Source organism: Immundisolibacter cernigliae, from assembly GCF_001697225.1.
In the GTDB taxonomy this organism is placed as follows: Bacteria; Pseudomonadota; Gammaproteobacteria; order Immundisolibacterales; family Immundisolibacteraceae; genus Immundisolibacter; species Immundisolibacter cernigliae.
Genome location: NZ_CP014671.1, coordinates 589,894 through 606,496, shown reverse-complemented (window position 1 = coordinate 606,496; position 16,603 = coordinate 589,894). Strand labels below are relative to the sequence as shown.

General features: G+C 67.0%; 19 protein-coding genes. 14 read left to right on the top strand and 5 right to left on the bottom strand.

Features of this window, described 5'->3' with window-relative positions; all coding sequences use genetic code 11:
• The first annotated feature begins 11 nt into the window (after positions 1–11).
• Positions 12–944, top strand: a complete 933-nt coding sequence (locus tag PG2T_RS02870; protein ID WP_068802741.1) for a dihydroorotate dehydrogenase — start codon at positions 12–14, stop codon at positions 942–944.
• Positions 945–1,106: 162 nt separating this feature from the next.
• Here the strand turns inward: PG2T_RS02870 and PG2T_RS02865 are convergent, their stop codons facing one another.
• Complete coding sequence (locus PG2T_RS02865) at positions 1,107–1,814, bottom strand: ComF family protein (protein WP_068802740.1); 708 nt, start codon at positions 1,812–1,814, stop codon at positions 1,107–1,109.
• 64 nt (positions 1,815–1,878) lie between these two features.
• Here PG2T_RS02865 and bioB point away from each other — a divergent pair, with 64 nt between their 5' ends.
• The 9 genes from bioB to PG2T_RS02820 all read left to right on the top strand — a co-directional run bounded on the left by bioB (position 1,879) and on the right by PG2T_RS02820 (position 10,760).
• Complete coding sequence (bioB, locus tag PG2T_RS02860; RefSeq protein ID WP_068807630.1) at positions 1,879–2,922, top strand: biotin synthase BioB; 1,044 nt, start codon at positions 1,879–1,881, stop codon at positions 2,920–2,922.
• On the top strand, positions 2,919–4,079 hold the full coding sequence (gene bioF / locus PG2T_RS02855) for an 8-amino-7-oxononanoate synthase (protein ID WP_068802739.1): 1,161 nt from the start codon (positions 2,919–2,921) through the stop codon (positions 4,077–4,079). The genes bioB and bioF overlap by 4 nt, the downstream gene beginning before the upstream one ends.
• Before the next feature lie 24 nt (positions 4,080–4,103).
• Positions 4,104–4,988 carry a malonyl-ACP O-methyltransferase BioC gene (gene bioC, locus PG2T_RS02850; protein WP_068802738.1) on the top strand — a complete coding sequence of 295 codons (885 nt, stop codon included), beginning with the start codon at positions 4,104–4,106 and terminating at the stop codon, positions 4,986–4,988.
• Positions 4,985–5,665: a dethiobiotin synthase gene (gene bioD, locus PG2T_RS02845; protein ID WP_068802737.1), complete on the top strand. Its 681-nt coding sequence runs from the start codon at positions 4,985–4,987 to the stop codon at positions 5,663–5,665. Before bioC ends, bioD begins: the two co-directional genes overlap by 4 nt.
• An 87-nt stretch (positions 5,666–5,752) precedes the next feature.
• Positions 5,753–6,352 (top strand): DUF2244 domain-containing protein, encoded by a 600-nt coding sequence (locus PG2T_RS02840; protein ID WP_158513133.1) that lies wholly within the window; start codon positions 5,753–5,755, stop codon positions 6,350–6,352.
• Between the two features lie 2 nt (positions 6,353–6,354).
• Positions 6,355–7,485, top strand: coding sequence for a cytochrome c oxidase subunit II (gene coxB / locus PG2T_RS02835; protein WP_068802735.1), 1,131 nt, complete (start codon positions 6,355–6,357; stop codon positions 7,483–7,485).
• Positions 7,486–7,544: 59 nt separating this feature from the next.
• Positions 7,545–9,122 (top strand): cytochrome c oxidase subunit I, encoded by a 1,578-nt coding sequence (ctaD, locus tag PG2T_RS02830; protein WP_068802734.1) that lies wholly within the window; start codon positions 7,545–7,547, stop codon positions 9,120–9,122.
• A gap of 123 nt (positions 9,123–9,245) precedes the next feature.
• Positions 9,246–9,833: a cytochrome c oxidase assembly protein gene (locus PG2T_RS02825; protein ID WP_068802733.1), complete on the top strand. Its 588-nt coding sequence runs from the start codon at positions 9,246–9,248 to the stop codon at positions 9,831–9,833.
• A gap of 45 nt (positions 9,834–9,878) precedes the next feature.
• The gene (locus tag PG2T_RS02820) at positions 9,879–10,760 is read left to right on the top strand and encodes a cytochrome c oxidase subunit 3 (protein ID WP_068802732.1); all 882 of its coding nucleotides are present in this window, start codon (positions 9,879–9,881) and stop codon (positions 10,758–10,760) included.
• On the opposite strand, the gene PG2T_RS02815 is transcribed toward PG2T_RS02820, so the two are convergent.
• Positions 10,748–10,981, bottom strand: coding sequence for a DUF2909 domain-containing protein (locus tag PG2T_RS02815; protein ID WP_068802731.1), 234 nt, complete (start codon positions 10,979–10,981; stop codon positions 10,748–10,750). The two genes, PG2T_RS02820 and PG2T_RS02815, sit on opposite strands and share 13 nt — an antisense overlap.
• A 135-nt stretch (positions 10,982–11,116) precedes the next feature.
• Here PG2T_RS02815 and PG2T_RS02810 point away from each other — a divergent pair, with 135 nt between their 5' ends.
• Genes PG2T_RS02810 through cyoE form a run of 4 tightly spaced genes read left to right on the top strand, consistent with a single transcriptional unit; the run spans position 11,117 to position 14,289 of the window.
• On the top strand, positions 11,117–11,809 hold the full coding sequence (locus PG2T_RS02810; RefSeq protein ID WP_158513132.1) for an SURF1 family protein: 693 nt from the start codon (positions 11,117–11,119) through the stop codon (positions 11,807–11,809).
• On the top strand, positions 11,806–12,369 hold the full coding sequence (locus PG2T_RS02805; RefSeq protein WP_068802729.1) for a hypothetical protein: 564 nt from the start codon (positions 11,806–11,808) through the stop codon (positions 12,367–12,369). Before PG2T_RS02810 ends, PG2T_RS02805 begins: the two co-directional genes overlap by 4 nt.
• An 11-nt stretch (positions 12,370–12,380) precedes the next feature.
• Complete coding sequence (locus tag PG2T_RS02800) at positions 12,381–13,388, top strand: COX15/CtaA family protein (RefSeq protein ID WP_202816402.1); 1,008 nt, start codon at positions 12,381–12,383, stop codon at positions 13,386–13,388.
• Positions 13,381–14,289 (top strand): heme o synthase, encoded by a 909-nt coding sequence (cyoE, locus tag PG2T_RS02795; protein ID WP_083214717.1) that lies wholly within the window; start codon positions 13,381–13,383, stop codon positions 14,287–14,289. The genes PG2T_RS02800 and cyoE overlap by 8 nt, the downstream gene beginning before the upstream one ends.
• Here the strand turns inward: cyoE and PG2T_RS02790 are convergent.
• The 3 genes from PG2T_RS02790 to PG2T_RS02780 form a co-directional block, all read right to left on the bottom strand.
• On the bottom strand, positions 14,236–14,508 hold the full coding sequence (locus PG2T_RS02790; RefSeq protein ID WP_068802727.1) for a DUF2970 domain-containing protein: 273 nt from the start codon (positions 14,506–14,508) through the stop codon (positions 14,236–14,238). The two genes, cyoE and PG2T_RS02790, sit on opposite strands and share 54 nt — an antisense overlap.
• Positions 14,505–15,365: an RNA polymerase sigma factor RpoH gene (rpoH, locus tag PG2T_RS02785; RefSeq protein WP_068802726.1), complete on the bottom strand. Its 861-nt coding sequence runs from the start codon at positions 15,363–15,365 to the stop codon at positions 14,505–14,507. Before rpoH ends, PG2T_RS02790 begins: the two co-directional genes overlap by 4 nt.
• 146 nt (positions 15,366–15,511) lie before the next feature.
• Entirely contained in the window at positions 15,512–16,564 is a 1,053-nt protein-coding gene (locus PG2T_RS02780) for a cyclic nucleotide-binding domain-containing protein (RefSeq protein ID WP_068802725.1), read from the bottom strand.
• Positions 16,565–16,603 lie beyond the last annotated feature (39 nt).

Here is a 16,603-nt window from a genome sequence, read left to right as displayed (position 1 = left end):
GGTCGGACACGATGAGCGATGCGGGGCTGTTGCGGACCGAACTGTGCGGACTGAGTCTGCGCACGCCGCTGGTTCTGCTGTCCGGCTGTGTCGGTTTCGGGCAGGAATATACCCGCGTGGCCGGCTTCAGCCACCGCGACGTCGGCATGGTGGTGCTCAAGGGCACCACGCTGGAACCACGCCTGGGCAATGCCCCGCACCGCCTGGCCGAGACGCCGGGCGGCATGCTCAACGCCATCGGCCTGCAGAACCCCGGCGCGCGGGCGGTGGTGCGCGACATCCTGCCGCGCCTGGACTTCTCGGAAACCCTGTTCGCGGCCAATGTGTCCGGCGCCACGGTGGAGGAGTACGCTGAGGTCACGCGCATCTTCGACGACTCGCCGGTGGCGGCCATCGAGCTGAACATCTCCTGTCCCAACGTGAAGGCCGGCGGCGTGCAGTTCGGCAACGATCCGCAGATGTCGGCACGCGTGGTGGAAGTTTGTCGAAAAATGACTCGCAAGCCACTGATAACAAAGCTGTCTCCCAACCAGACCGACATCGCCGAGAACGCCCGCCGCTGCATCGAGGCCGGCACCGATGCCTTCGCCGCCATCAACACCCTGCAGGGCATGGCGATCGATCTGCCCTACCGCAAGCCGGTGCTCGGCAACCGCCAGGGCGGTCTGTCCGGTCCGGCCATCAAGCCGATCGCGCTGCTCAAGGTGCGTCAGGTGTACGAGGTGGCAGCCAGGCACGGCGTGCCGATCATCGGCCAGGGCGGCGTCGCCTGCGCCGACGATGCGCTCGAGTTCCTGCTGGCCGGGGCGAGCGCGGTCGGCGTCGGCACGGCGCTGTTCTATGACCCGCTGATCTGTCCGAGCATCAACCAGGGCATTGCCGACTACCTGCGTGGGCACGACCATCACAACGTGAGCGCGCTGGTCGGTGCCCTGAACTGGTAAATCCCTTAGGGAGGCGCTGAATAAATCCATCCTGGATTTCCCAGCGCCCGCCATCGGAAAAGCGTGGTTTTCCGATGGCTCACAAAATCAGCAGCTTACAGCCGCTGATTTTGGCAGCGCCTCCCTGCGCTGCGGGAAAACGCTGAATACCTCAGCGTTTCCTCAGCGGCCGGCCCGGCACAGTGCCCACACGTCGACCCTGGCCACACCGGCGCGCTTGAGGGCCAGCGCCAGCGCGCCGGCCGTGGCGCCAGTGGTCATCACATCGTCCACCACGGCCACGTGGCTCACGGCGGGCGGCTTCTGCACGGCGAACGCACCGCGCACGTTGCGCCGCCGGTCGGCCAGCGCGAGCCCGGTTTGCGGCGCCGTGGCGCGCACGCGGCGGCAGGCGTGGGCGTCGACCGGGATGCCCAAGCGCCGGCCGGCCTCGTGGGCGATGGCCTGCGCCTGATCGTAGCCGCGCTGGCGCAGGCGCGTGTCGTGCAGGGGCACCGGAATCAACAGTCCGGGCAGTTCCCAGTGTCCGGACTGGGCGGCCTTGGCCAGCAGGGCGCCCAGCAGGCGGGCCACACCCAGCCGGCGGCCGAACTTGAGGCGCTGCACCAGGCGGTCGAGCGGAGTGGCATAGCGGAACGCCGCGCGGGCACGATCCTGCGGTGGCGGGTGACGCAGGCAGCGGCCGCACACGCCGGCAACCGGCAGCGGCTGCGCACAGCGCTCGCAGGCCCGGCCCAGATACGGCAGCTCACCGCGGCACGCGTCGCACAGCGGCAGGCGCTCACTGCCGGCGGCGCCGCACAGCGTGCACTGGGGCGGCAGCAGCCAGGCGAGCAGGGCGTCGAGGTGTTCGTCAACTTTGGCGTTCATGACAGGTTGACACGGTAGCGTGCACGGCTATTCTGAACGCCTGCCGCCGCCGGCGGCACGTCGCCTGCACCGTTTCCGGAGTCCGCCCTTGACCGCCATTCGTCACGACTGGACGCGCGCCCAGATTCGCGCCCTGTTCGAGCTGCCGTTCAGCGACCTGCTGCACCGCGCGCAGACCACGCACCGCGCCCATTTCGACCCCAACGCCGTGCAGGTCAGCACGCTGCTGAGCATCAAGACCGGCGCCTGTCCGGAGGACTGCGGCTACTGCCCGCAAAGCGCGCACCACGAGGCCGACCTGCAGCGCGAGGCCCTGCTGGACGTGGATGCCGTGGTCGCCGCCGCGCGAGCCGCGCGTGAAGCGGGGGCCAGCCGCTTCTGCATGGGCGCCGCCTGGCGCAGCCCGCGGGAGAAAGACTTCGTGCGCGTGCTGGACATGGTGCGCGAGGTCAAGGCGCTGGGCCTTGAAACCTGCGTCACGCTGGGCATGCTGGGTGGCGACCAGGCGCCGCGCCTGAAGGCCGCCGGCCTGGACTACTACAACCACAACCTGGACACCTCGCCCGAGTTCTACGGCCAGGTCATCACCACCCGCAGCTTCCAGGACCGCCTGGACACCCTGCAGCAGGTGCGCGATGCCGGCGTGAACGTTTGCTGTGGCGGCATCGTCGGCATGGGCGAGGGGCGTGAAGACCGGGTCGGCCTGCTCGAGTCCCTGGCCACCCTGCCCGAGCACCCGCAAAGCGTGCCGATCAACTATCTGGTACAGGTGGCCGGCACGCCGCTGGCCGGCACGCCGGCGCTCGAGCCGCTGGAGTTCGTGCGCACCATCGCCGTGGCGCGCATCCTGATGCCGGCCTCGGTGGTGCGCCTGTCGGCCGGCCGCGAGAGCATGGACGACGCCTTGCAGGCGCTATGTTTCCTGGCCGGTGCCAACTCGATCTTCTATGGCGACAAGCTGCTGACCACCGGCAATCCGGCGGCCGAGCGCGACCGCGCGCTGTTCGCGAAACTGGGCATCAGTGCCGCGGAACCGGCCGTGCGCTGTGCTGCGCCGGGCGAGCCGGCTTCGGGTTTGACGGACGTCGCGGTCGCTGCCGGCGGGTGAGTTTCGATCTGGAAGCCGGCCTGGCGGCCCGCCGCGCCGCGGGTCTGTACCGCGAACGGCGGATTGCGCAGTCGCCGCAGTCGCCGCTTCGTAAATTTCCCGGCGGCGAACTGCTGACCTTCTGCAGCAACGATTACCTGGGGCTTGCCAATCACCCGGCCGTCGGCGCGGCGCTGGTCCGTGGCGCGCAGCAGTGGGGTGTCGGCGCCGGCGCCTCGCACCTGCTGGCCGGCCATACCGCCGCGCATCACGCACTCGAAGAGGAATTGGCCGATGCCGTCGGCCGGCCGCGAGCCTTGCTGTTCTCGACCGGCTACATGGCCAATCAGGGCGTGCTGGGCGCGCTGCTCGACCGCCGCTCGGCGGTGTACTCGGATCAGCTCAATCACGCCTCGCTGATCGATGCCGCGCGCCTGTGTCAGGCGCGGGTGAGCGTTTATCGGCACGGCGACGCGCGGCATCTGGCCGAGCAGCTGGCGGCCGATGGCGCGCCGCGCCGGCTGGTCATCACCGACGGCGTGTTCAGCATGGACGGCGATCTGGCGCCGCTGGTCGAACTGGCGACCCTGGCGCGGCAGAGCAAGGCCTGGCTGATGGTCGACGATGCGCACGGCTTTGGCGTGCTGGGTCCGGGCGGCGCCGGCAGCGTGGCGCAGGCGGGCCTGGACGGCGACGCGGTGCCGGTGCTGATGGGCACGCTGGGCAAGGCGCTGGGCTGCTTCGGCGCCTTTGTGGCCGGCAGTGAGGCGTTGATCGAGACGCTGATCCAGCACGCGCGCAGCTACATCTACACCACCGCCCTGCCGCCGGCGCTTGCCGAAGCCACGCGCGCCGCCCTGCGCCTGGCGCGGGCCGAATCCTGGCGGCGCGAGAAGGTGCAGGCGCTGGTGGCGCGGTTTCGGGCCGGTGCCGGCCAGCTCGGCCTGCCACTGCTCGAATCGACCACGCCCATCCAGCCGCTGATCGCCGGCAGTGCGCAGCGGGCGCTCGCCTGGAGCGCGCACCTGGAGCGGCGCGGCCTGCTGGTGCCGGCGGTGCGCCCGCCGACGGTGCCTGAGGGCACGGCGCGCTTGCGCATCGTGCTGACTGCCGCCCACGAGGAGGCGCAGGTGGATCGCCTGCTGGACGCGCTGGCTGGCTTGCCGGACTGGGCATGAGTGATTGCGCGGTAGGTAGACGCCATGAGTAGCGACGCTGAGGCCGAGTTTCGCCTCGACACGCGCCGGGTGCGACGGGCCTTCGATCGGGTCGCGGCCGGCTACGAGACCCGCGCCGTCCTGCAACGCACGGTCGAGGCGCATTGCCTGGCGCGGCTGGACCTGGTGCGCCTGGCGCCGCAGTCGATTCTCGATCTGGGCTGCGGGCCGGGGGTCGCCGGACGGGCGCTCCTGAAACGCTACCGGGGCGCGCAGGTCACGGGCATCGATTTCGCCCCGGCGATGCTGCGCGTGGCGCGCCAGCGGCGGCGCTGGTTTTCGGCGCAGCGCTTCGTGTGCGCCGATGCGCAGGCGCTGCCGCTGGCGGCCGACAGCGTGGACCTGGTGTTCAGCAACCTGACCGTGCAGTGGTGCAACGATCCGGCCGCCGTGCTGGCCGAGGCGTGGCGCGTGCTGCGGCCCGGCGGGCTGTTCATGTTCACCAGCCTGGGACCGGACACGCTCAAGGAGTTGCGCAATGCCTGGCGGGCAGCGGACGGCGCCACGCACGTGAGTGCCTTCATCGATATGCACGATCTGGGCGACGCGCTCGGCCGCGCCGGTTTTGAACAGCCGGTGCTGGACGTCGAGCGCTTCTGCCTGACCTATCCGGACGTGCACGCCCTGGCCGCGGACCTGAAAGCCATCGGTGCCGGCAACGTCACAGCCGGCCGGCGCCGGCAGCTCACCGGCCGGGCGGCCTGGTCGGCGATGGAAGCGGCTTACGAACCGTTTCGCAGCGACGGTCGCCTGCCGGCCACCTATGAGGTGATCTACGCGCACGCCTGGAAGCCGCTCGTGCCGCGCCGACATGATCCCGCTGCGGCGCAGCCGGTGACGTTTCATCCTGCGCGACGTCGGCGCCCATGAGTACGGGATTTTTCGTCACCGGCACCGATACCGGGGTCGGCAAGACCCGCGTCTCGGCCGGCCTGATCGCGGCGCTGCGCGGGCAGGGTCTGCACGTGGCCGGCATGAAGCCGGTGGCCAGTGGCTGCACCGCGACGCCGACGGGACTGCGCAATGCCGATGCGCTGGAGCTGATGGCGGCAAGTGGTCTGGATGTGCCTTATGGCCGGGTCAATCCCTATGCGTTCGCGCCGCCCATCGCGCCGCACTTGGCGGCGGCCGAGGCGGGGATGACCATCCGCTTCGCGGCAATCGAGCGGGCCTTCGCTCAACTGGCCGCGCAGTCCGACTGCGTGGTGGTGGAAGGCGTCGGCGGCTGGCGGGTGCCGCTCGGCCCGGACGGTGATGTGGCGGATCTGGCCATGCGCCTGAAGCTGCCGGTGGTACTGGTGGTCGGCCTGCGCCTGGGCTGCCTGAATCATGCCGCCCTGACGGCGGCCGACATCCGCCGTTGTGGTCTGCCACTGGCCGGCTGGGTGGGGAATGCGATCGAGACCGGCTTCGAGCGCCTGGATGACAACCTCAAGGCCCTGGGTGACACCCTGCAGGCCCCGTGTCTGGGCGTGGTGCGCCACGCCGCTGCGGCCACGCCGGTCAGCGTTGCCCGGGATTTGCGCGTGCCGCTGAGTGGTTCTTGATGCCTGTCAAGGAACCGTCTTCCAGGTCACTTCGGCTTGTCAGGGGGTAGGGGCCGCGGGTAGTATTCGCGCGGCTTTTTGTCGCAGGTGCGCTACGCATTCCAGCGGCGGCGCGGGTTACCCGCCCGGACGGTGCAGCAGGAGGTGGCGGTGGCGCTGCGCACGCAGCAGACACGGGACGGCACTTGGCGTTTCGAGCTGCTTCCGAACCGATCCAGCTCCTGGGCGCAGACCAGGCGCTTTCTGATGGTGATCGCGCTGCTCAACGGCCTGATCGCCCTGCTGTTTGCCTGGCAGGGTCTGTGGCTGGTTTTGCCCTTCAGCGGGCTTGAGGTGGCGGCCCTCGGGGCTGCCCTGTACTGCTGCTCGCGGGCCACGTATCGGCGCGAGCTGATCCTGGTTGAGGGGGAACGGGTCGTCGTGTTGCGCGGTGGTGACCGGATCGAGTGTCGCGACGAGTTTGCGCGCGCCTGGATCAGGTTGCAGTGGCAGCCGGTGGGCGAGCGCGGGTGCGGCCGCCTGCTGCTGGGCTCGCATGGGCGGTTTTCTGAAGTTGGGGTTTTCCTGGTCGAGACCGAGCGCCGGCAACTGGCCGGCGATCTTGGCCGCCTGCTGGGTCAGCCCTTGGGCGCACGGGCGCCCGAGATTGCTCTTGATGCCGGATTGAACAGGGAGATGGGTCTTTGAAGATGAGACAAAAACGTCACGCTGCGCCTGGGCGACTGCTTGGCATCTTGCTGGCCGGCCTGGCGGCGCAACCGGCCCGTGCCGAGTACGGGATGAACCTTGTGCGCGGCGCCACGGACCTGAGCCACCGCGTGTTCGACCTGCACATGATTTCGCTGTGGGTCTGTGTCGCCATCGGCGTGGTGGTGTTCGGCGCCATGTTTTATTCGCTGTTTGCGTTTCGCAAGTCGCGCGGCGCCGTGGCGGCCAATTTCCACGAGAACACGACCGTCGAGGTCGTCTGGACGATCATTCCGTTCATCATCCTGATCGCCATGGCGATTCCGGCCACCAAAACCCTCATCGCCCTTGAGGACACCTCGGACTCCGGCCTCACCATCAAGGTCACCGGCTACCAGTGGCGCTGGCAGTATGAGTACCTGGGTGAGGACGTCAGTTTTTTCAGTAACCTGGCGCAGAGCAGCCGGGATGCCATGAACGGCGATCCGGCCGGGGTCGAGCATTACCTGCTGGATGTGGACAACCCGGTCGTGGTGCCGGTCAACACCAAGGTGCGGTTCGTCATCACCTCGAACGATGTCATCCACTCGTGGTGGGTGCCGGCGCTGGGCTGGAAGCAGGACGCCGTGCCGGGCTTCATCAATGACGGCTGGACCAGCATTCCACAGCCGGGCGTCTATCGCGGCCAGTGTGCCGAGCTGTGTGGCAAGGATCACGGCTTCATGCCGGTCGTGATCGAGGCCAAGACGCAGGCCGACTACGAAACCTGGCTGACGGCCAAGAAGGCCGAGGTCGAGGCGGCCAAGAGCGGCGCTGACCGGGACTGGACCATGGACGAGCTGATGGAGCGCGGCAAGACGGTGTACGGCACCTATTGTGTAGCGTGCCATCAGGCCAACGGTCAGGGCATTCCACCGGCTTTTCCGGCCCTGGCGGGCGGCGTCATTACAACCGGTCCGGTCGAGGGTCACATCGACCGGGTCTTGCATGGCAAGGCCGGCACCGCCATGCAGGCCTTCGCTTTGCAGCTGAACGACGTCGATCTGGCGGCCGTCATCACCTACGAGCGCAACGCCTTTGGCAATGACAAGGGTGACCTGGTGCAGCCGAAACAAATCAAGGCCTTGCGCTGATCCAGCGCCTGCCAAACCCGTACGCTACGTCGCAAGATTCACGGTCCGGAGGACTCGCCATGGCAACCTTGGCCCACGAAGCCGATCATCACCACGGCCCGGCGCGCGGCATTCTGCGCTGGGTGTTTACCACCAACCACAAGGATATCGGGTCGCTGTACCTGTGGCTGGCGCTGATCATGTTCCTGACCGGCGGCTCGCTGGCCTTGCTGATTCGCGCCGAGCTGTTCCAGCCGGGCCTGCAGCTGGTCCAGCCGGAGGTATTCAATCGTCTGACGACCATGCACGGCCTGATCATGGTGTTCGGCGCCGTGATGCCGGCCTGGACGGGCTTCGCCAACTGGATGATTCCGATGATGGTCGGCGCGCCGGACATGGCGCTGCCGCGCATGAACAACTGGAGTTTCTGGATCCTGCCGTTCGCCTTCAGCCTGTTGATGAGCACTTGGTTCCTGGAGGGCGGTGCGCCGGCATTCGGCTGGACTTTCTACGCGCCGCTGTCCACCACCTTCGCGCCGTCGACAACCGATATATTCATTTTCGCCGTGCATCTGATGGGCTTCTCCTCAATCATGGGTGCCATCAATGTCATTGCGACGGTGCTGAACATGCGCGCGCCGGGCATGACGCTGATGAAGATGCCCCTGTTCTGCTGGACCTGGCTGGTCACGGCGTTCCTGTTGATCGCGGCCATGCCGGTGCTGGCCGGTACCGTGACCATGATGCTGACGGACCGGCACTTTGGCACCAGCTTCTTCGATGCGGCCGGTGGTGGTGACCCGGTGCTGTTCCAGCACGTGTTCTGGTTCTTCGGGCACCCCGAGGTCTACATCATGATCCTGCCGGCGTTCGGCGTGGTGTCGGAGATCATTCCGACCTTCGCCCGCAAGCAGATTTTCGGCTACGCCTCGATGGTGTACGCCATCTCGGCCATTGCCTTCCTGTCGTTCATCGTCTGGGCACACCACATGTTTGCCACCGGCATGCCGGTGGCCGGCGAGCTGTATTTCATGTACGCCACCATGCTGATCGCCGTGCCGACCGGCGTGAAGGTGTTCAACTGGGTGACCACGCTGTGGCGCGGGTCGATCACCTTCGAGACGCCGATGCTGTTTTCGCTGGCCTTCGTGTTCCTGTTCACGATCGGCGGCTTCTCGGGCCTGATGCTCGCCATCGGCCCGGTCGACATGCAGTATCACGACACCTATTTCGTGGTGGCGCATTTCCACTACGTGCTGGTGCCGGGCGCGGTGTTCGCCCTGATGGCCGGCGCGTATTACTGGATACCGAAGTGGACCGGCCACATGTATGACGAGCGCCTGGGCAAGCTGCACTTCTGGCTGTCGGCGATTTCGGTCAACGTGCTGTTCTTTCCGATGCATTTCGTCGGTTTGCAGGGCATGCCACGGCGTATCCCGGATTACGCGCTGCAATTCGCCGATTTCAACCGCATTGCCAGTATCGGTGGCTTCGTGTTCGGCCTGTCGCAGCTGCTGTTCGTGTACATCATGATCAAGACCGTGCGCGGCGGCGTGAAGGCCACCGACCGGGTCTGGGAAGGTTCGCACGGCCTCGAATGGACGCTGCCTTCGCCGGCGCCCTACCACAGCTTCACGACCGCCCCGGAAATTCGTTGACGCACATGGCAGACCGTTCCGCGTCCGGGCGCAGGCCGAATCGCTGGTTGCTGATTGGCCTGGCAGCGCTGGTGGTGGCCATTTATTCGCTGACCATCATGGTCCAGGTGGGGTAGCACGACGATGCACGAACGCCAACGCGCTGTTGCACGCACCACCCGTCGGCTGCTGCTGGCGGCCGGGCTCATGTTCGGTTTCGGCTTTGCCCTGGTGCCGCTGTACAACGCCATGTGCGAGGTGGTGGGCCTGAATGGCAAATCGTCCAATCTGACCGGTGCGGCGTCCGCTCCGCAGGAGTCGGCCGGCCAGCCGCCTGGGCTGGGCCGCGAGGTGACGGTCGAGTTCGTGGCCAATACGAATGCCGATTTGGCGTGGGATTTCCAGCCAAAGGTGGCGCGCATGAAAGTTCGGGTCGGCGAAACGGCCGAGGCGGTTTATGTGGCCCGCAACCGGGCGGCGCACGAAGTTACCGGTCAGGCGATTCCGAGCGTGGCGCCCGGTCTGGCCGCGAAGCATTTTCACAAGATCGAGTGTTTCTGCTTTACCGAACAGAAGCTCGCCGCCGGCGAACAGAAAGACATGACGGTCCGTTTTCGCGTCGATCCGGAGCTGTCCGATGATGTGCGAACCGTGACCCTGGCGTACACGTTCTTCGATCTGCACAAGGCGCCTGCGGATGCGCATGCCGGTCACACTGCGGCCGGCGGTTGACCGCCCGCGAGTGGCCGAAACGTTCTATTTGGAGGATTGACAGGAATGGCACAGGCACACGGCGGATATTACGTACCGGCGGAAACCCGTTGGCCCATCGTCGGCTCCCTGGCGCTGACCATGATGGTGATCGGTGGCGTCAACTGGCTGCACGAGCATGAGATCGGCAAGCTGGTCTTGCTGGGCGGCCTGCTGCTGCTGCTGGCGATGGTGTTCGGCTGGTTCGGCAACGTCATTCGCGAGAGCCAGGCCGGTCTGAACAATGAACAGATGGACCGCTCCTACCGCTGGGGCATGGCCTGGTTCATTGTGTCGGAGGTGTTCTTCTTCGCCGCCTTCTTCGGTGCGCTGTTCTTTGCCCGTCAGTTCTCGGTGCCGTGGCTGGGCGGGGAAGGCGACGTCATGAAGTCGCTGTCACACAGCTTTCTGTGGCCGAATTTCGAGGCGACCTGGCCGCTGATAAACCCGCCCAAGGCCGAAGGCTTCGACGTTCCGACCGGCATCGTGCCGGCCTGGGGTGTGCCGGCACTCAATACCGCCATTCTGCTGACCAGCGGCGTCACGATAACCATCGCGCACTGGGGTCTGCTCAAGAACAAGCGGCCGCAGCTGATTCTGGGCCTGGCCGCCACCGTGGCGCTGGGCGTGCTGTTCCTGTATTTCCAGGTCGAGGAATACGCGCATGCCATGGGCGATCTGAATCTGACCCTGGCGTCCGGCATCTACGGATCCACCTTCTACATGCTGACCGGTTTCCACGGTGCACACGTGACGCTGGGCACCATCATGCTGTTCGTGATCCTGCTGCGCAGCATCAAGGGCCATTTCACGCCGGAACACCACTTCGGTTTCGAGGCGGTGGCCTGGTACTGGCACTTCGTCGACGTGGTCTGGCTCGGCCTGTTCGTGTTCGTCTACTGGTTGTGACCGGGCGGGCTTGCCGGGAAAGGCTGGTGCGGCTGCAGGACGCCGCTGGCAAAACCGGCGAGCAGCAGCAGGAACAGCACTACCGACAGACCGATCCGCCAGGTCAGGGCGCGCGCCATGCGGTCCTGCCCGCGTTTTGGTCCGAGCATGGCAAACACGGCTGAGCCAAGCGCGATCAGGATGGCCGCCAGCATGGCCAGAATGAACGCCTTAACCAGCATGATCGCCCCTCGCCAGAGTTGAATGTGACGCATTCTAGTCCTGCAGCGGCGGGCTGACGGGTGCGTGTCATGCCCGGATTCCGCCACGGTTCTTGCAGGCGCCGCTTCCGCCCGACGCTTGCGGCGACGCTTGCCGTGGCGGTCGCGCTGCCGGTGCTGCTCGGACTGGGTGTCTGGCAGCTCGAGCGCGGGCGGGAGAAGGCGCAGCTGCTGACGCGGGCCGCAGCCATACAGGAGCAGCCGCCGCTCGATCTGGGGCGGGCCGGGTCGGTTGATTTGATCGACGATCATCGGCCGGTGACGGTGCGGGGCGTTTTTCTGGCTGAGCGCCAAGGCCTGCTAGACAACCAGGTGCGCGACGGACAGGTCGGGTACGACGTGCTGACGCCGCTCAGGGTGGAGGGTCTGGCTGAGGTGTTGCTGGTGGATCGGGGCTGGTTGGCGCGCGGTGGTCGCCGCAGCGATGTTCCGGCTTGGCAGACGCCAGGCGGGGAAGTGACACTGATCGGCTATCTGCACCGCCCTGCGGACGTGCCGCTGGTGACGGGCGAGGTCAGCGACTCGTTCGGCGGCCGGTGGGTGGTGTCGCAGATCGATCCGGCGCTACTGGGTGAATACCTTGGAATGCCCGTGCAGGCCAGGGTGCTGCGGCTGGCACCGCAGTCCGAGCACGGCTTTCGGCGCGACTGGCGACTGGTCTCGATGACGCCACAGCGGCATTACGGCTACGCCGTGCAGTGGTTCGGGCTGGCCGGGGCCTTGTTCGGCATATATCTGGTGGCTGGGCTGCGACGCGCCCGGTCCGGTACGACGGCGGAGGAGCGATGAACGAACAAGCGCGCGCCGCGCAGCGACGCAGCCGACTGCTGCTGGTCGGGCTGGCGGCGCTGTTCTTCGGGCCTCTGCTGTTGTCCTGGGGATATCGGCAACTGGGCCTTGACTGGTACCCGGCGCCCCGGCTGTCGGGGGTTCTCATACAACCGCCGATCGCCGTGCCGCTCGATACCGTGGCGGCCATTCCCGCCGGGCGCTGGAAGCTGGTCGTGGCCGGCCCGTGTGATGAGGCCTGCTGGAAGACGCTGGTCGACCTGCGCCAGATAGGGCGGTCATTGCCGCGCTACCAGGAGGCCCTGGCGCGCCTGTATGTGCATCCGCCGGGGCAGGGTCTGAGTGCCGAACGCCTTGAAGAACAGCCTGGCATGGTGCAGTTCGAAGATCAAAATGGTTCTTTGCTGGCCGCGCTGAGCGATGCTGCGCCGCCATCCGACACGGCTTTCGTGCTGGTGGACCCGCGCAACTTTGCCATGCTGCGCTTTCGCAAGGATTACGATCCGCGCGCCGCGCGCAAGGACATCGACCACTTGCTGCGCCGCTTCGTGGCCAACTGATGGAGCGATCATTGAGCCGACCGACAAAGCCGCGGGTGGCGCACCCCTTGCCTTGGCTGCTGGCAGCAGCGCTGGCGCTCGTTGTTGTGATTCTGGGAGCCTACACCCGCCTGTCGGACGCGGGTCTGGGATGCCCGGACTGGCCGGGTTGTTATGGGCATGTGGGCGTGCCGGCGAGTCCGTCGGCGCTGGATCGGGCCAATGAGGCCTTCGCACATCGGCCGGTGGAGCCGGCCAAGGCCTGGAAGGAAATGGTCCACCGCTATGCCGCCGGATTGCTCGGCCTGGTGGTGTTGGGACTGACTGTATCCGCATGGCGGCGGGCGGCTGGACGCGCCTTGGCAACTGCGCTGCTGGCGCTGATCGCGTTTCAGGCCGCGCTTGGCATGTGGACGGTCACCCTGCTGCTCAAGCCGGTGGTGGTGATGGGCCATCTGCTGGGTGGATTTTCGGTGCTCAGCCTGCTGTGGCTGGGCTATCTGGGGGCGCGCTCATTCGTGCCGGCCCGCCACCGGCCGCCCGTGCGGCTGCGTCGGTTGGCGCTCGTGGGCATCGCGGTGCTGGTGGTTCAGATCGCCCTTGGCGGGTGGACCAGCGCCAACTACGCTGCCCTGGCCTGCCCGACTTTTCCGAAGTGCATGGGCGAGTGGTGGCCACCGATGGATATGGCAGATGGCTTCGTGATGTGGCGGGGCCTGGGCGTCAACTACGAGTTCGGCGTGCTGGACAGTCCGGCACGGGTAGCGGTGCACATGGCGCATCGAGCCTGGGCTGTGGTCACCTTTCTGTATCTGGGCGCAGTGGGGATTTATGCGCTGCGCCAGCCCGGGTCGCTGCGCGCCGCCGCTGCCGTCATGTTGACGCTGCTGGTAGCCCAGGTTTCGCTTGGCATCGCCAATGTCTGGCTGCACCTGCCCTTGCCGGTCGCGGCGGCGCACAATGCCGTCGCGGCGCTGCTGCTGCTGGCGCTGCTGACCTTGATCCACACCCTTTATCGCAGCGGGGCCGCGCGTGGCTGAATCGATACCGCTGGATGCGCCACCGCTGCCGCTGTGGCGCGAATATCTGGAGCTGTGCAAGCCGCGGGTGGTGGCGCTGATCTGCTTTACGGCCGTCGTGGGCATGCTGCTGGCGGTGCCGGGCATGGTGCCGCTGAACGCCCTGCTGGCCGGCAACCTCGGCATTTTCCTGGCCGCGTCGTCGGCGGCGGTGGTCAATCAGGTTGTCGATGCCCGCATCGATGCGCAGATGGACCGCACCCGCAACCGGCCCTTGCCCAATGGCAGCATCACGTCGTCGCAGGCGCTGGTGTTTGCGGCGGTGCTGGGCCTGCTGTCGATGAGCCTGCTGGTGGTGTGGGTCAACGTGCTGACGGCGGTGCTGACCTTTGCATCGCTGATCGGCTACGCAGTGATCTACACCCGCTATCTGAAGCGCGCCACGCCGCAGAACATCGTTATCGGCGGGGCGGCCGGCGCCGCGCCGCCGGTGCTCGGCTGGACAGCCGTCACCGGCAGCGTGGATCCGCCGGCGCTGTTGTTGTTTCTGATCATTTTCGTGTGGACACCGCCGCATTTCTGGGCGCTGGCCATCCGCCGTCACGAAGAGTACGCGCGGGTCAACATCCCGATGCTGCCGGTGACACACGGTTTGGCCTACACCCGCCTGCACGTGCTGCTGTACTCGGCGCTGCTGCTGGCGGTCAGCCTGTTGCCGTTCGCCACCCGTTTCGCCGGCTGGCCCTATGCGCTGGCGGCCTTGCTGCTGGGCGGGCGCTTCATCCAGTGGGCAGTGCGGCTTTACCGCACGCAGGACAGCGCGGTCGCTTCGGCGACCTTTCGCTTTTCCATCACCTACCTGATGGGCCTATTCGCCGCGCTGCTGATCGATCATTACCTTGCCGGGTACGGCGTGCGCTGAGGGGTCGGCTGCCGGGCGTTCGCCGAGCGCGAATTTCACCACGCTGACCAACGCGATCACCAGCAGCGCGGTCAGCAGTATCCCGGCCAGAATGATGTGCAGCGGGTTCGAGCGCGTGGTGCGCTCGTAGCTGCCGCGGTCGCGCACGCCCAGAAAGGCCCAGGCCATCTCCCGCAGCACGCCCAGAAACCCGAAACGACGCGGCTCGGGCTCGCTCATGCGGCGGCGGCCTGCAGGCGATGGGACAAGCGGCGCAGCGCCTGAGCTTCGAGCTGGCGGATGCGCTCCGCCGACACGCCATACTTCTCGCCAAGTTCCTTCAGGCCGGTTTTGTCCTCGGCCAGCCAGCGCTGCTCCAGGATGTCGCGGCTGCGGGCATCGAGCGTGTTCAGCCCTTCCCGCAGCTGCGCCAGCCGATGGCCGGCCCACTGTTCTTCTTCGAGCGCCTGCGAAGGGTCCGGTCGCAGGTCGGCGATGGTCAGCGCCGGGGCCGGCAGGTCATCGTCGCTGGCGTCGGTGGCGGCATCGAAGGACACCGGCCGCTCGCTCAGGCGGGTGTCCATGTCCCGCACGTCCTGCGGGCGGACGTCGAGTTCCCTGGCGATTTCCGCCGCCTGGGCGTCGCTCAGGTGTCCCAGGCGCTGCTTGTGCTGGCGCAGGTTGAAGAACAGCTTGCGCTGCGCCTTGGTGGTGGCGATCTTGACGATGCTCCAGTTGCGCAGCACGTACTCGTGGATTTCGGCGCGGATCCAGTGCACGGCGAACGACACCAGACGAATGCCACGGCGTGGGTCGAAGCGGCGCACGGCCTTCATGAGGCCGATGGCGCCTTCCTGGATCAGGTCGGCCTGCGGCAGGCCGTAGCCGTTGTAGCCGCGCGCGACGTGGATGACGTAACGCAGGTGCGAGCTGACCAGCTGGCGGGCAGCATCCAGGTCACCCTGATCCTGCAGGCGAACGGCCAGGGCATGTTCTTCTTCGGCAGACAGATAGGGCGCCTGGTGGGCGGCGCGAATCAGTTGGCTGAGGTTGCCGACTGCCTGCAGCGGCAGGGGAACGGTCAGTGCAGTGGACATACAGGGTTTCCTCGCGATGGACGCCAAAATGTTAGCACTCGGCCGATTAGAGTGCTAAATCCGTCCCGAGTTGCCGAAATGAGCCGCTCCCCGCCCGTGTTGGTGCGGTCGCTTCGCCGGGTTGACCCGGGCGGGCGCCGGTGCGTCTATTCGCCGCCGACGTGCCGGTAGTGTCCGCTCAGCACGCTGGCGGCAATGCCGATCTGGGTCAGGATATGCGCCGCTGCCGCCGCGCGTCGACCGCTGTTGCAGTAACACACGTAATGAACGGTCGGATCGAGGCGTCCGGCGTGCAGGCGAATTTCCTGCAGCGGCAGGTTGTAGGCCCCCGGCAGGTGCGAGTTTTGCCACTCGCCACGCTGGCGCACGTCCAGCCAGTGGCCGCCGGTGCTGATCAGTTCGATGGCCGCCGCGGCGGCCACCAGCGCTTGCTGCGGCGGCGTCTGCAGGCGCCGGAAGTCCTCCGCGGGCAAGCGCATCAGCATGCCATCGCTGATCATGCTGACCGTGGCGGTGCTGACCGGTGCATCGCCCAGTGCCTCTACGCCAAAGCATTCGCCTTCGCCCAGCTGCGCCAGTTCAATCGACTCGCCTTCGTCCGCCGGACTCTCGCGCGTCGCCAGCGCAGTGCCGCTGTCAACGATGTAAAACTCGCGCGCCGGCTCGCCCTGGTGGGTCATTACCTGGCGCTCCTGCACCGCCTGCGGCACGAAGCTTTGCATCAGTTCTTCGATGCGCGCCGCGGGAGTGTTGCGCAGGGCCGGGAAGAAGCCGTAGCTCCAGCGCCGCGGAATGCCCCGGCTGAAGAATGCAGTGGCCCGGTCCACGCTGCGACGCTCCACGACCGCCAGCTGGTCCCAGGTCGACATCAGGTCGACCAGCTCGAAGGGCACAGACATCAGCACCACCTCCGAAAAGGCGGTCACCGACCGGAAGCGCCCGTCGTTGAGCGGATAGGCGGCGCTGGGGGTGCCGGCTTCGATGATGGCCGCCACGCCAGTGGTGGTGACGGCGCTGGCCTCGCCGGCCAGCAGATACAGGGATTCGCCGAACGGCTCGTGCGGGGCTTCGAAGATGAGGCTGCGATCGGCGGGTTCCATGATGCGCGCCAGTTCGGCCAGCTCGACCAGCTGGGCGCGCGGAAACGTGGACAGCGGCAGGTAATGCCGAAGTTGGCTGAAATGGATCGCGCCTGACACGCGCTTCGGCTCCCCGGATAGGACTGCCGGTATTGTCAC

Excerpts from the sequence above, each read along its gene's own strand:
- PG2T_RS02820 (WP_068802732.1), top strand. The coding sequence starts at position 9,879 with ATGGCACAGGCACACGGCGGATATTACGTACCGGCGGAAACCCGTTGG.
- coxB (WP_068802735.1), top strand. The coding sequence starts at position 6,355 with ATGAGACAAAAACGTCACGCTGCGCCTGGGCGACTGCTTGGCATCTTG.
- PG2T_RS02870 (WP_068802741.1), top strand. The coding sequence starts at position 12 with ATGAGCGATGCGGGGCTGTTGCGGACCGAACTGTGCGGACTGAGTCTG.
- PG2T_RS02865 (WP_068802740.1), bottom strand. The coding sequence starts at position 1,814 with ATGAACGCCAAAGTTGACGAACACCTCGACGCCCTGCTCGCCTGGCTG.
- ctaD (WP_068802734.1), top strand. The coding sequence starts at position 7,545 with ATGGCAACCTTGGCCCACGAAGCCGATCATCACCACGGCCCGGCGCGC.
- bioC (WP_068802738.1), top strand. The coding sequence starts at position 4,104 with ATGAGTAGCGACGCTGAGGCCGAGTTTCGCCTCGACACGCGCCGGGTG.
- PG2T_RS02790 (WP_068802727.1), bottom strand. The coding sequence starts at position 14,508 with ATGAGCGAGCCCGAGCCGCGTCGTTTCGGGTTTCTGGGCGTGCTGCGG.
- rpoH (WP_068802726.1), bottom strand. The coding sequence starts at position 15,365 with ATGTCCACTGCACTGACCGTTCCCCTGCCGCTGCAGGCAGTCGGCAAC.
- bioD (WP_068802737.1), top strand. The coding sequence starts at position 4,985 with ATGAGTACGGGATTTTTCGTCACCGGCACCGATACCGGGGTCGGCAAG.
- PG2T_RS02805 (WP_068802729.1), top strand. The coding sequence starts at position 11,806 with ATGAACGAACAAGCGCGCGCCGCGCAGCGACGCAGCCGACTGCTGCTG.
- PG2T_RS02815 (WP_068802731.1), bottom strand. The coding sequence starts at position 10,981 with ATGCTGGTTAAGGCGTTCATTCTGGCCATGCTGGCGGCCATCCTGATC.
- PG2T_RS02825 (WP_068802733.1), top strand. The coding sequence starts at position 9,246 with ATGCACGAACGCCAACGCGCTGTTGCACGCACCACCCGTCGGCTGCTG.